At 60.5% G+C, this 13,407-nt stretch carries 11 protein-coding genes, 4 tRNA genes and 1 pseudogene; 12 read left to right on the plus strand and 4 right to left on the minus strand.

The genetic code is table 11. From position 1 onward, the window contains the following. The first annotated feature begins 61 nt into the window (after nt 1-61). Nucleotides 62-421: an RNA chaperone Hfq gene (gene hfq / locus AB7E19_RS09130; RefSeq protein ID WP_039040603.1), complete on the plus strand. Its 360-nt coding sequence runs from the start codon at nt 62-64 to the stop codon at nt 419-421. A gap of 136 nt (nt 422-557) precedes the next feature. Here the strand turns inward: hfq and AB7E19_RS09135 are convergent, their stop codons facing one another. The 3 genes from AB7E19_RS09135 to dapA form a co-directional block, all read right to left on the minus strand. Further along, complete coding sequence (locus tag AB7E19_RS09135; protein WP_043152842.1) at nt 558-1,148, minus strand: HAD family hydrolase; 591 nt, start codon at nt 1,146-1,148, stop codon at nt 558-560. A gap of 182 nt (nt 1,149-1,330) precedes the next feature. After that, entirely contained in the window at nt 1,331-2,977 is a 1,647-nt protein-coding gene (locus AB7E19_RS09140; RefSeq protein WP_041211732.1) for a sensor domain-containing diguanylate cyclase, read from the minus strand. A gap of 95 nt (nt 2,978-3,072) precedes the next feature. After that, nucleotides 3,073-3,945, minus strand: coding sequence for a 4-hydroxy-tetrahydrodipicolinate synthase (gene dapA, locus AB7E19_RS09145; RefSeq protein WP_039040606.1), 873 nt, complete (start codon nt 3,943-3,945; stop codon nt 3,073-3,075). A gap of 278 nt (nt 3,946-4,223) precedes the next feature. Here dapA and rsmC point away from each other — a divergent pair, with 278 nt between their 5' ends. The 8 genes and pseudogenes from rsmC (at nt 4,224) to AB7E19_RS09185 (ending at nt 9,075) form a co-directional block, all read left to right on the plus strand. Beyond that, nucleotides 4,224-5,252 carry a 16S rRNA (guanine(1207)-N(2))-methyltransferase RsmC gene (rsmC, locus tag AB7E19_RS09150; protein WP_427935028.1) on the plus strand — a complete coding sequence of 343 codons (1,029 nt, stop codon included), beginning with the start codon at nt 4,224-4,226 and terminating at the stop codon, nt 5,250-5,252. 147 nt (nt 5,253-5,399) lie between these two features. Continuing rightward, nucleotides 5,400-6,620, plus strand: a pseudogene (gene glgC, locus AB7E19_RS09155) (glucose-1-phosphate adenylyltransferase); the annotation flags it as partial. After that, nucleotides 6,610-8,070 carry a glycogen synthase GlgA gene (gene glgA, locus AB7E19_RS09160; protein ID WP_427935030.1) on the plus strand — a complete coding sequence of 487 codons (1,461 nt, stop codon included), beginning with the start codon at nt 6,610-6,612 and terminating at the stop codon, nt 8,068-8,070. The pseudogene glgC and the gene glgA, both read left to right, overlap by 11 nt. Nucleotides 8,071-8,186: 116 nt before the next feature. Next, nucleotides 8,187-8,272: transfer RNA gene (locus AB7E19_RS09165), tRNA-Leu, on the plus strand. A gap of 55 nt (nt 8,273-8,327) precedes the next feature. Beyond that, a tRNA-Leu gene (locus tag AB7E19_RS09170) sits at nt 8,328-8,413 on the plus strand. A 45-nt stretch (nt 8,414-8,458) separates the two neighbouring features. Continuing rightward, nucleotides 8,459-8,544 (plus strand) — tRNA-Leu (locus AB7E19_RS09175). A 71-nt stretch (nt 8,545-8,615) separates the two neighbouring features. Continuing rightward, a tRNA-Leu gene (locus AB7E19_RS09180) sits at nt 8,616-8,701 on the plus strand. Between the two features lie 101 nt (nt 8,702-8,802). Then, nucleotides 8,803-9,075 carry a late competence development ComFB family protein gene (locus AB7E19_RS09185; RefSeq protein WP_029314828.1) on the plus strand — a complete coding sequence of 91 codons (273 nt, stop codon included), beginning with the start codon at nt 8,803-8,805 and terminating at the stop codon, nt 9,073-9,075. Here the strand turns inward: AB7E19_RS09185 and AB7E19_RS09190 are convergent. Then, on the minus strand, nt 9,072-9,281 hold the full coding sequence (locus AB7E19_RS09190; RefSeq protein ID WP_427935032.1) for a hypothetical protein: 210 nt from the start codon (nt 9,279-9,281) through the stop codon (nt 9,072-9,074). The two genes, AB7E19_RS09185 and AB7E19_RS09190, sit on opposite strands and share 4 nt — an antisense overlap. A 299-nt stretch (nt 9,282-9,580) precedes the next feature. On the opposite strand from AB7E19_RS09190, the gene nhaC reads away from it, so the two are divergent. The 3 genes from nhaC (at nt 9,581) to AB7E19_RS09205 (ending at nt 13,361) form a co-directional block, all read left to right on the plus strand. Beyond that, nucleotides 9,581-10,990 carry a Na+/H+ antiporter NhaC gene (gene nhaC / locus AB7E19_RS09195; RefSeq protein WP_103243757.1) on the plus strand — a complete coding sequence of 470 codons (1,410 nt, stop codon included), beginning with the start codon at nt 9,581-9,583 and terminating at the stop codon, nt 10,988-10,990. Nucleotides 10,991-11,095: 105 nt separating this feature from the next. Continuing rightward, nucleotides 11,096-12,019, plus strand: coding sequence for a LysR family transcriptional regulator (locus AB7E19_RS09200; RefSeq protein WP_069651945.1), 924 nt, complete (start codon nt 11,096-11,098; stop codon nt 12,017-12,019). Nucleotides 12,020-12,215: 196 nt separating this feature from the next. Beyond that, nucleotides 12,216-13,361, plus strand: a complete 1,146-nt coding sequence (locus AB7E19_RS09205) for an ABC transporter substrate-binding protein (protein ID WP_427935034.1) — start codon at nt 12,216-12,218, stop codon at nt 13,359-13,361. Nucleotides 13,362-13,407: the final 46 nt, after the last annotated feature.

Here is a 13,407-nt window from a genome sequence, read left to right on the forward strand (position 1 = left end):
ACAAGGCAGTGACCATTTAGCACAATCAAACGCCACTTTTTTTTCCGCGGGACAATAATTTATGACAACTGAATCCCCAAGCTACTCCACTATCGAGCAGGCCTTCTCCCTCGGGAACGGGCAAGATTCTGCCCTCAACTGGTTGCGCAAAAACCGTAGCCAGGTCGCCATCTTCCTGGTGAGCGGCATCAAGCTGGAGGGGACCATCAGCGGTTTTGACCAGTACAGCGTGCTGTTGACCGATGCCCATGGCAATCAGCAACTGGTCTACAAGGCCAAGATTTCAACCATTGCCATGCACTCCGGCCGTCCTGCCGTCAGCATCCAGCGGGCCCGCAAGCCACGGGTTTCCATGGCGCCGCGCCCCCATGGCGCACCCAGCCGTTATGACGACAACCAGGGTGGCGGCAGCGAGCAGTAAATCTCGCCCCCGCCCATCCTGACGGTGTCGCTGCGTCAGCCAGTGACATCTGCTCCCCACTCTCATGTTTCGCCTGTCCCGTATGAGAGTGGGGCTTCTCTCCCGAGCAGGTTGTTGACCCGCTCGTCTTCGTTACTCAGCAGGTCAACCCGACCGGTTTTCCCTCTCTGACCATGCAGACCTGCATACCGGCCGCTTCACCGGCCTGTGCGCCTATGCCCGTGTCCTCGAACACCAGACATTGACCGGGCTCGACCCCCAGGCGTCGCGCCACCAGCAGGAAGGTGTCTGGATGGGGTTTGTGCAGCTCCACGTCGTCGGCGGTGACCACCACGGGGAAATACCGATCCAGCCCTGTGTTGCGCAGCACCGCTTCGGCATTGATACGGGGAGAGCCTGTCCCTATGCCCATGGGGATCCGGCCGTGATAGCGTTCCACCAGATCCAGCATGGCCGGGAAGGGGGTGGCCTTGTGCAGGTTGGCGACATAGTGTTCGGTCTTGCAGCGTGTCACCACCAGGGGATCCAGCGCGATCTGCTGCACTTCGGCCACCAGCAGGGCTATCTTGCGGCTGGGCATGCCTCCCAGCTCATAAAACCAGTCGGCGTCGAACCGAAAGCCAAACTCGCGGGCGGTGTGCTCCCAGGCGGCCAGGTGCAAGGGCATGGAGTCCACCAGAGTGCCGTCGAGGTCGAAAACCAGGCCTTGAAATCCGGATAGGGTCATGGTGCAGGATCTGTCTGTGAAAAATGGGCCCCCATTCTAGCCAGAGAGCGGGCGCATCGCCATGCGCCAGATGGCGAGAAACGCTTGCCACCTCATTTATACAGGGCGGCGTGGATCTGAAAGCCCGCACGTATACAGATCAGCATGGATCTGATGCCGGGCAGGCAGCCTCCACGCAGGTGTCAGCGATAGGCCAGGGTACAGGCACGCCCTTGGGATTTGGCGTGATAGAGCGCCTGATCCGCCTGCTCGGTCAGGGTTTGCCACTCCTTGTCTGATGACGGGACCAGATAGCTGAACCCGATGCTGACGGTGAGTGTCGCCGCCACCCGGGAGGCCGGATGGGGAATCTGCAAGGCGTCAAGGCCGTGGTGGATCTGCTCCGCCAGCCGCTCTGCCTCTCCCGGCTGCGGTGAACACAGCAGGATGACAAACTCCTCCCCCCCATAGCGGGCCACCAGGTTGGTGCGCCGCCGCTCGGTGTCCTGCAGCAGTGCCGCCACCCGCTGCAGGCACTGATCCCCCTTGCCGTGGCCGAAGTGATCGTTGTAGGACTTGAACTCGTCCACATCGATCATCAGCACCGCCAGCACGCCCTGATGGCGGCGAGCCCGCTCCCACTCCCGTTCCATGGTGATGTCCCATTGGCGGCGGTTGGCGATGCCAGTCAGGGGATCTTCCAGAGACAGCAGAGAGAGGCGCCGGTTGGCCTCCTCCAGCGCCCGGTTGGTATCGGCCAGTTGCCGGGTCCGCTCCTGCACCCTCAGCTCCAGCTCCCGATTGAAGCGCTCAAGCTTCTCCTGGGTGCGCTGGCGGATCAGCAACTGGGAGAGCACGGCGGCATACTGCTTGAAGATCTCGCTCTGATACGCCTTGAGGGGGCGCCGCCAGAGCAGGTTGTCGGCGGCGATCCAGCCGATGGGGGTACTCCCGTCCCAGAGCGACACCATGGCGTTCCAGCCGCGACCCACCTCCTGCTTCTCGTAATAGAGAGGCGTGTCCTCCAGCACCAGGACATAGTCCTTGCGACGCAGCGCCTCCTGCACCGTGGGATGATCCGGAATGGGGCTGATGAAATGGCGCTCGTCGATGAGCTCACCCGCCTCGTTGGTACCCCAGGTACCGTGCATGGTCTTGAATTCACTGTCAGTCAGGAAGATGGCGATGCGATCGAACTGCAACTCCTGGCGGGCCAGTGCCACCGCGTCGTGCAGCAGACGATCCTCGCTCTCGCAGCGGGAAAGCTTGACCCCCACCTGATGCAGCGCCTGCAGCATGCTGAGGAAAGAGTCCTGCAGGGCCTGGCTGCGCACGAGGTCTGCCTGGGTGTGGAGCCGCTGATCCCGCTCCAGATCCACCTGTCCCGCGAGTCGCCGACTCTCGAGCTCGGCGGCGAGATAATGCATGAGCAGCTGGATGCTCTGCTGCTGGCGTCTTGGCAGGCGATCGAGACGACGGCGGGTTTCCAGATAGACCACGGCCTCCAGCCCCTTGTGACGCTTGAGGGGGAAGCTGGCGCGCAGGCGCGGGATCTCGGGTTCGACGCTCTCCCGCTCCCAGATGGCACGGGTCGGCGCGATGGGCTCCACCAGCAACTGGCCGAGCGCAAGGGAACGTTCGATGAAGAGGATGGGCAACTCGAGGGAAGAGAGGATGTCAGCGCTCAGGCAGAGCAGACCCTGTTCCGGGCGATAGTGATAGAGCTGGGGCGTCGGAGCACGCAGCCACAGATAGATCTGTTCAGCCTCTGTTTTTTCCCTGACCGCAGACAAGGTCACTTCACAGAGATGTTCAAAACTGGTGAAGTGCTCCGGATCCCATTCTTCCATGCCAAATCATCCTTGGTTGTATCCAAGCGAGTATATCGGCAAAGCCCGGCCATTAATTGACCGGGCAATCAAAAGCGAGATCCAGAGCCCAGTTTTTACAACAGATTCAATGCCTGCATGGCACTGCGGATGCGCTCGCGGGTGGCCTCGGAGAGCGGCATCACCGGCAGACGGCACTCTTCGCTGCACAGACCCAGCAGGGAGACCGCATACTTGGCCCCTGCGGGGCTCGGCTCGGCGAACATGGCCTGGTGCAGCGGAATGAGCTTGTCCTGCAATTCGCGGGCAGCTTGCCACTCACCGGCCAGCGCCAGGTTCTGCACCTCGGCCACCAGCTTGGGGGCCACGTTGGCTGTCACCGAGATGCAACCCTGGCCACCACCGATGTTGTAGGCCACGGCGGTGGCGTCTTCACCGGAGAGCCAGGCAAACGGCTTCTTGATGAGCTGGCGTTCAACCCAGGGGCGGGCCAGATCACCGGTGGCATCCTTCACGCCGGCAATGCGCGGCAACTCGGCCAGACGGGCCAGGGTCGCCGGCTGCACGTCAACGATGGCGCGGGGCGGAATGTTGTAGACGATGATGGGTTTGGTGGTGGCGTCGTGCACCGCCTTGAAGTGGTGGTAGAGCCCTTCCTGATTGGGGCGGTTGTAGTAACCGGCCACATGCAGGGTGGCATCCGCTCCCATCTGCTCGGCATAGCGGGTGTATTCAATGGCTTCAACCGGGTTGTTGGAGCCTGCACCTGCGATCACGGGAATGCGCCCGGCCACCAGCTTGACCACCAGCTCCACCACGCGGCAATGCTCATCGTGGGTCAGGGTCGGGCTCTCCCCGGTCGTGCCGACCGGCACTATGCCATGGGTTCCCTGCTCTATGTGCCACTCTACCAGGCGAGCCAGTGCGGCCTCGTCCAGCTGGCCCTGTCGAAATGGGGTGATCAGGGCAACTATCGAACCTTGAAACATGGGATTTCCTTCTCCTAAACAGATGGATTGGTCAATAAAAAGCCCCGGTACGGGAGTCGCTACCGGGGCTTGAATCGTCTCAGGGATGAGAGGTTACGCGCGCACGCCAGCAGGCCCGATTGTCAGGCTGTGTTTATGCTTTCGTTTCGATACGCATGACCGCATTGCATCATCTCTGGGTAAATAAGGCGTCTGGGCATATTTCGGGAACACGGCATAAATGTCAAGGCGAAAGCGGCCATGTATAATGGCCGCACAAAAATGCGTGGAGAGACCCAATGAGCCGTCCTGTCAGTGCCGTCAGTCAGATGCTGGAACGTAACCAAGCCCTCTTTGTCGGCAAGCGGCTGTTGGTGTGCGGTGCCCTGGAGGATGATTATCCTCGTCAACTGGCCGAGCTGGCACAAAGCCTGACCGTCTTCACCACGGATTACTGCTATTACCGCAGCCAGCAGGCCGCTCTGGGAGACGCCATCCTGTTCGATCACCAGCTGGGGGGCGCCCCCCGATTCGATGCCCTGCTGCTGCTGATGCCCAAGGCCAAGGCCGAGGCGCAATACCTGCTGGCCATGATGACGCCGCTGCTCGAAAGCGGGGCCGACCTGTTCCTCGCCGGCGAGAACCGGGGCGGCATCAACGGGGCAGACAAGCTGCTGGCACCTTATGGCGAGAAACCGATCAAACGCGACTCTGCGCGCCGCTGCTCTCTCTACCACGGCACGTTCGACAAACCGGTTGTCCCCTTCGAGCTGGACGCCTGGTTCAGTCGCTATGAGTGCCAGGCGGGCGACACCACCCTGACCGTCATGGCCCTGCCCGGGGTCTTCAGTGCAGACGGCCTGGATCTCGGCACCCAGATGCTGCTGGCGAGCCTCCTCCCCGTAACGGGCAAGCTGCTCGACTTTGGCTGCGGCGCCGGCGTCATCGGTTCCGTGCTGGCCAAGCGCAACCCGGCCCTGGCTGTCACCATGGTGGATATCAATGCCCTGGCACTGGAGTCCAGCCGCCGAACCCTGGCGGTCAACGGTCTGAGCGGACGTGTTCATGCCTCCGATGTCTATTCCGACATTGCCGAAACATTCCAACAGATTGTCTCGAATCCCCCCTTCCATGCCGGGCTCAAGACCTTCTACGCCGCCACCGAAACCTTCCTGGCAAAGGCACCTGAGTACCTGACCGCAAATGGCGCCCTGACCATAGTCGCCAATGCCTTCCTGCGATACCAGCCTATACTCGATGCGCACTTCAAACAGACCGAGGTGATCGCGGGCGATGCCAAATTCAAGGTGTATCTGAGCAAAGCCTAAAGAAGTGCAACGGTTGTAATAAAACAAGTAGAGAGTGCCAGACGGGATCTTTTAAGGTACCAAGAAAACGTTTACCACCCCTTTAGGGGTGTTTTTTTCGCAGCAATATGAAAACCTTTTCAACATCATGATCTCAGGGAGAGAACGACGATGGCAGGCATACTCACCATGATACTGGCAGGCGGTGAAGGTACCCGACTGCAACCGCTGACAACCACCCGCAGCAAACCCTCCGTACCCTTTGGCGGCAGTTACCGGTTGATCGACTTCGTGCTCAACAACTTCGTCAACGCCGACTTCCTGCGCATCTATGTACTCACCCAGTTCAAGTCCCAGTCCCTTTATCTGCACATGAAGAAGGGCTGGAACATCGTCGGCATCACGGATCGCTTCATCGATCCCATTCCGGCCCAGATGCGAATGGGCAAACGCTGGTATGACGGCACCGCAGACGCCATTTACCAGAACCTGCGCTTCATCGAGATCTCCGACCCCGAGCACGTCTGCATCTTCGGCTCCGATCACATCTACAAGATGGACGTGAGCCAGATGGTGAGCTTCCACAAGCAGAAAGCGGCCGCCCTGACCGTCGCGGCCCTGCGCATGCCCATCGAGGAAGCAAGCGCCTTCGGGGTGATCGAAGTGGATCAGGAAGGGCGCATGATTGGCTTTGAAGAAAAGCCCCGTCACCCGAAACACATCCCCGGCGACCCCACCCAGGCCCTGGTCTCCATGGGCAACTACATCTTCGAGACAGAGGCCCTCTATCGGGAGCTCAAGCGGGATGCCGCCGAGGAGAACTCCAGTCACGATTTCGGCAAGGACATCATTCCCAGCCTGTTCCCCCGTGCCCCCGTCTACGTCTACGACTACAGCACCAACGTGATCCCGGGCGAGAAGCCCAACGTCTACTGGCGCGATGTGGGAACGCTCGACTCTTACTGGCAGGCACACATGGACCTGGTGGCCGACGATGCCCCCTTCTCTCTCTACAATCGCAAGTGGCCGCTGCACACTCATTACCCGCCCCTGCCCCCCGCCACCTTCATCGATACCGACGACTGCAAAGTCAAGATCGCCAACTCCCTGATCTCCGGTGGCTGCTTCATTCAGGGCAGCCAGATCCAGCGATCCATACTGGGATTTCGCTGCAACATAGGCCCCTGCAGCCACATCAGTGAATCCGTGCTGCTGGGGGATGTGAAAATCGGCGAAGGTTGCTCCATTCGCCGCGCCATCATCGACAAAAACGTTGAAATTGCACCCGGCACCGTGATCGGTGAGAATCTGGACCATGACAGAGAGCGGTTTACCGTATCCGAAGGCGGTATCGTCGTGGTACCTAAGGGAGCAAGAGTTGGCTATTAACCCACTGAAAATCCTGTTTGTAGCCTCGGAGGTTGAGGGGCTGGTGAAGACCGGGGGCCTGGCAGATGTGGCCAAGGCCCTGCCGCAGCATCTCGCCCGTCAGGGGCACGATGTGCGCATCATTATGCCCTTCTACAAGACCATCAAGCGCCGGGACGAGGCCACCCTCCTCGCCTCGCGCTGGCTCCCTACCCCCCAGGATCGCAGTGATATCAGCTATCGCATCCATCAGCTGGAACTGGACGGGATCTGCGTCTATCTGCTCGATTGCCCGCACTATTTCGACCGCCCCCAGCTCTATGCCGAGAACAACCAGGCCTATCCCGACAACGGTGAACGCTTTGCCTTTCTGGCCGCGGCGGCCCTGCATGCGTGCGAACAGCTGGGTTTCGCTCCCGACATCGCCCACTGCAACGACTGGCACACCGGTCTGCTGCCGCTGCTGCTGAAAACCCGTCATGCCCACAACCCCTTCTTCCAGCGCACCCGGTCGGTCATCAGCATTCACAACGCGGCCTTTCAGGGCGTGTTCGATCGCCAGCAGTTCTGGGCCGTGCCGGAAATCCACGACTACGAGCAGCGCATCAACTACGACTATGGTCACATCAATCTGCTCAAGTGCGGTGTGCTCTACGCAGACAAGATCAATGCGGTCAGCCCCAACTACGCCAGCGAGCTGCTGACACACCTGGGCGCTCACGGCATGGCCAGCGTATTCCAGCAGCGGGCAGCTGACCTGCGTGGCATCCTCAACGGCTGTGACTATCAGGACTGGGATCCCGCCTTCGATCCTCTGTTGCCCGCCACCTATGATGCCGACAACCTGGATGGCAAACACACCTGCAAGCGCATCCTTCAGCAGGAGACGGGGCTCCCCGTCGGCAACCTCCCCATCTATGGCATGGTGTGTCGACTGACCGAGCAGAAAGGAGTACACCTGCTCATCCCGGCGCTAGACAAGTTCTTGCAGCATCAGGTCCAGGTGGTAATTGTGGGCTCCGGTGATCCCTCTCTCGCCGCCCAGTTGCAGAGCATTGCCCAGCATCATCCCGACAAGTTTGCCTTCATCAATGCCTATGACGACCGTCTGGCCCACCTGGTGGAGGCCGGCGCCGACTTCTTCCTGATGCCTTCTCTGTTCGAGCCATGCGGGCTCAACCAGATGTACAGTCTGGCCTATGGCACCCTGCCCCTGGTGAGGGCCGTCGGCGGATTGAAAGATACCGTCGTGGACTGGGATGCCGACCCGGCGCACGCGACCGGTTTCTGCTTCAACGATCCCACTGCCAGCACCTTGCTCGATGCCATGCGCCGCAGCCTGCTCCATTATCTGCAGGAGCCGGCACGTTTTGCCCGTGTGCAGCACCACGCCATGAACACCCGCTTCGACTGGGCAGACTCCGTCATCCTGTACGAACAGATGTATCAGGATGCGCTGGCCACCGTCTGACGCCGATTGCTGAAGTTTTGTGCCCTTGGCACGCCTTTATCCGTCAACAGCGAAAAAAGTCCCCTTTGGCTGTTGACGCCCCCCCAAAACTCTATAGAATCCCCCACCGCAGTGATGCGAAGGTGGCGGAATTGGTAGACGCGCTAGCTTCAGGTGTTAGTGTCCCACGGATGTGAGGGTTCGAGTCCCTCTCTTCGCACCATACTGCAACATGCTCTTATCAGACGGCATGTAAATTCAGACTGATAACCCGATGTGCGAAGGTGGCGGAATTGGTAGACGCGCTAGCTTCAGGTGTTAGTGCCCCCCGGGTGTGAGGGTTCGAGTCCCTCTCTTCGCACCATGCTTTTGTCAGACAGCATGTAAATCCAGACTGATAACCCGATGTGCGAAGGTGGCGGAATTGGTAGACGCGCTAGCTTCAGGTGTTAGTGCCCCCCGGGTGTGAGGGTTCGAGTCCCTCTCTTCGCACCATGCTTCTGGCATGTAAAACACAGAAAATGCGCTCCAACCGCATTTAAAAACCAGCTGGAGAAAATCAGTGTGCGAAGGTGGCGGAATTGGTAGACGCGCTAGCTTCAGGTGTTAGTGTCCCACGGATGTGAGGGTTCGAGTCCCTCTCTTCGCACCATTCATTCTGCAAAGGCCCGTTACGAGAGTAACGGGCCTTTTGTGTTTTCATTCCCCATGGCTATGCTGTTGAAGATGCTACGCCACCACGGGGGTTTTCCCATGATCCTGGATACCGATATTCACAACTTCTATGAGCATCTGGTGCTCAAGGAGATAGAAAAGCAGGGGTTGGCTCGAACATTGACCCCCTATCAGCTGGCAGACCTCTGCTGCCTGACACTCAACCAGCTTCCTTCCCACTATATCCGCCACGATGTCGACATGATCTACTTCACGACAGACGCCGAACGCAGCGAGATGGAGAAGAAGGTCATCGCCTCCCTGCGCCAGGCCTACGACAAGATCCAGGCCGTCCCCACTCGCCAGGCTTAATGCCAGCCCTGCTGCCAGAGCAGAGTGACGACCCCTGTCATTCCCGCAACCGGCAGCAGGATCAACACCGGTCTCAGCCTGGGTTCCAGCATGACCCAGGCAGCCAGCAAGAACCCCAGGCTCCAGAACCCGTATTCCTTCTCCTGACCCCAGACCAGCACCGCCAGAAGGGCGGCCAAGATCAGAGCGCGTACTATCCAGTTCATTGGCATTGGTCCGAAAAACATTAATGATAACTATTATCATCTTTGGTGTTGCCATCTGCAATCGAACTTGCCTATGGATCTCCGGCTATCAAACGGTGTCGATTGAACAGTGAAAAATGCCGATTAGATCAACTATTTTGTGGGATTTTAAAATTTTAAAGCTGTTTTGCCGAATGAGCAGGGATTTTACACCTCTGCTTTATGGTAGATTGCGCCCTCTTTTGGTAAGCCTCTCGGGATCGACGCATCCGCAGGACGAGAGGGGCTGACCTTGGCGAGCAAGAGTTTAGGGAGCGTCTATGCAAAACCAACAACACCACATCCGATTGCCGGGCATGTCGCAAGTATTTGCCTGCCTGGCCATTTTCCTGGCCCTGGCCTTCTCCTTCACCAGCGTGCTGGATCTGCCAATCCAGCTGGCACTGTTCATCGCCTGGTTCGTCATCATGGGACTCGGCATCAAGCTCGGCCACGATTACAAATCCCTGGAGCAGGCGGCAGTCGACGGCGTCGCCAAGGGGATGGGGGCCATCCTGATACTGATCTCCGTCGGTGCCCTGGTGGGCACCTGGATTGCCGGCGGCATAGTCCCCAGCATCATCTACTTCGGCCTCAAGGTGATACACCCCTCCATCTTCCTGCTGGCGACCCTGATCATCTGCTCTCTCACCTCGCTGGCCACCGGCACCTCCTGGGGCTCGGCGGCCACCGCCGGCATCGCCATGATGGGTATAGGCCACAGCCTGGGGGTACCCGCGCCGCTGGTAGCCGGTGCCGTGCTCTCCGGCGTCTACTTCGGTGACAAGCTCTCCCCGCTCTCCGACTCCGTGGTGCTGGCCTCGACCATGTCCAACGTCGACGTGATGGAACACATCAAGGGGATGCTGCCCATCAGCCTGTTCTCCTACGTCATCACCGCCGCCCTGTTCACCGTGGTCGGCATGCAGTATTCCGGCAACGTCAGCCTGGAGCAGGTCAATCTGGTGATGGACGCCCTCGACAAGCAGTTCAACATCACCCCCATGGCCATAGTGCCCGTGGTGCTGGTGCTGGGCCTGTTGGCCAACCGCAAGCCCGCCTTCCCGGTGATCAGCTTCGGCGCCTTGCTGGGTCTTGTCTGGGCCATCGTCTTCCAGGACATGGATCCGGTGAAGGCAATGCACTCCGCCTACAGCCCGTTTGCCATCACCTCAGGCGTCGATTTCATCGACAACATCCTGGGCCGTGGCGGCATGGAGTCCATGCTGGGTTCCGTGGCCGTCATCATCTTCGGCTTGGGCTTCGGCGGTCTGCTGGAGAAGGTCGGCATCCTCTCCGTCATCGCCAGTGCCTTCGAGAAGCGCATCAACAGCGCCGGCAGCCTGACCAGCCACACCATAGGCACCGCCTTCCTGGCCAACGTGTTCGGTTCGGCCATGTATGTGTCCCTGATCCTGACCCCCAAGATCATGGCCAAGAACTACGACAGACTGGGGCTTGCGCGCAAGAACCTCTCCCGCAACGCCGAGTTTGGCGGCACCCTCACCTGCGGCATGGTGCCCTGGAGCGACAACGGCATCTTCATGGCCGGGGTACTGGGGGTGGCGACCCTCGACTACCTGCCCTACATGTGGCTCAGCTTCACCTGCATCATAGTGACCATCACCCTCGCCTATCTGGGCAAGGGAGTGAACCGTGTACCGGTCACAGAGGCGGTGACAACCCGCTAATTTCCGTAAAAACAACGACAAAGGCGCCATCACGGCGCCTTTTGTCTGGGTGCGATTCGAGGTTAAGCTGGCACTCACCTTGATCGCACGTGGCAGGACGCCCAGATGAACTTCACCTTTCGCCAGATCCGCTATTTCGTGGCGGTGGCCGACAGCTTCTCGGTGAGCCGGGCAGCCGCCGAGCTGCACATCTCCCAGTCGGCGGTCACCAGCGCCATCCGCGAGCTGGAGACCGAGCTCGGCGCCGCCCTGTTCGAGCGCAACCCGCGCGGCGTCAGCCTCACCACCCAAGGTCACCAGTTTCTGCTGCACGCCCGTCGCATCCTAAGCGCCATGACCGAAGCCGGCCAGTCCCTCAAGGCGGTGGCCCAGCAGGATCAGGGGCGGCTTACCATAGGCGTAACCACGCTAGTGGCAGGCTACTATCTGTCGGAGGCTCTCGGCCGTTTTCGCCGCGCCTTCCCGGCGGTACAGATCGAGGTGAAAGAGGATGAGCAGCCCTACCTCGAGCACCAGATCGTCAACGGCGAGGTGGACGTGGGGATCCTGATGACCAACCGCACCATCCGCCAGGAGGCGTTCGATACCGAGCTGCTGACCCGCTCGCCGCTGCGGGTCTGGCTCGCCGCCAACCACCCCCTCTGCGCCGAGTCGACCCTCTCCCTCAAGGCGCTCGGCGAGGAGCCCATGATCTCGCTGACCGCCGACCAGCTGGACCAGATCATCGGCGGTGGCCTGCGCCGCTACGGTATCGCGCCGCGCATCGTGCTGCGTACCGCCTCGGTGGAAGCGGTGCGCAGCCTGGTGGCGAGCCAGCTCGGGCTCGCCCTGCTGCCGGACTTTGCCTACCGCCCCTGGTCCCTGGAGCAGGAGCGGGTCGAGGCCCGCGCCATCAAGGAGCCCATCCCCGCCATCGACATCGGTCTGGTGTGGCGGCGCGGCTCGCGCCTTGACTGGGCCGCACGCGAGTTCATCGACATCGCCAGAGACCAGAGCCGGCTACGGGCCCGCCAGCACCTCCCCCGCTAGGACTGAGCCTGAACAGCCGTGACTCCGGCAAAAAAATCAGATTCATCTGCACTCGATATCGATTTTACAGATACCAAAGCCGTTAAAAATTGAAATTCTCATTGCTCCCGGCTTCTCCTACGCTCATGGCTGGTTAACAGGATGTTAATGCCTACTGTGGCGCCGCCACGGTTGCCAATCATGCAAGGAGAGCAAGATGAAATTGACCCCTCTGACCCAGGCCCTGATCCCGGCGCTGCTGGCAGGCCAGGCCCAGGCAGCCCCCACCACCCTCGGCAAGGGTGAAGGCCAGCTCAACATCGTGGCCTGGGCCGGCTATGTGGAGCGCGGCGAGACCGACAAGAACTACGACTGGGTCACCGGCTTCGAGAAAGAGACCGGCTGCAAGGTCAACGTCAAGACGGCCGCCACCTCGGACGAGATGGTGGCGCTGATGAACGAGGGGGGCTTCGACCTGGTGACCGCCTCCGGCGACGCCAGCCTGCGCCTCATCGCCGGCGGCAAGGTGCAGGTGCTCAACCTGGCGCTCATCCCGAGCTACAGCAAGATAGACCCCCGCCTGCAGAATGCCCCCTGGCACACGGTAGACGGCAAGCACTATGGCGTGCCCTACCAGTGGGGCGGCAACATCTTGATGTACAACACCAAGGTGTTTCCCAAGGCGCCCGACTCCTGGAACGTGGTGTTCGAGGAGCAGACCCTGCCGGACGGCAAGTCCAACAAGGGGCGGGTGCAGGCGTTCGACGGCCCCATCCACATCGCCGATGCCGCCCTCTATCTGATGAGCCACCAGCCGGCGCTCGGCATCAAGGATCCCTACGAGCTGAACGAGGATCAGTACAAGGCCGCCCTCGACCTCCTGCGCCAGCAGCGCAAGCTGGTGGGACGCTACTGGCACGATGCCTTCGTCCAGATCGACGACTTCAAGAACGAGGGGGTGGTGGCCTCCGGCTCCTGGCCGTTCCAGGCCAATACCCTGATCGCCGACAAGCAGCCCATCGCCACGACGGTGCCCAAGGAGGGCGTCACCGGCTGGGCCGATACCAGCATGGTGCACAGCGAGGCGAAGAACCTCACCTGTGCCTATCAGTGGCTGGAGCACTCCCTCAACAACAAGCTGCAGGGGGATCTCGCCTCCTGGTTCGGCTCCGTGCCCGTGGTACCGGCCGCCTGCGAAGGCAATGCCCTGCTCGGGAAAGAGGGGTGCAAGACCAACGGCATCGACAACTTCGATCGGGTTCACTTCTGGCGTACTCCTGTCTCCCAGTGCAAGAGCCAGGGAACCTGCGTGCCCTACTATCGCTGGGTTTCGGACTATATCGCCATCCTGGGTGGCCGCTAAGACCGGATAACCAGATGGGGCCGGACAGGAGTCCGGCCCGCTTCCC

Source organism: Aeromonas sp. (assembly GCF_050252055.1).
In the GTDB taxonomy this organism is placed as follows: domain Bacteria; phylum Pseudomonadota; class Gammaproteobacteria; order Enterobacterales; family Aeromonadaceae; genus Aeromonas; species Aeromonas caviae.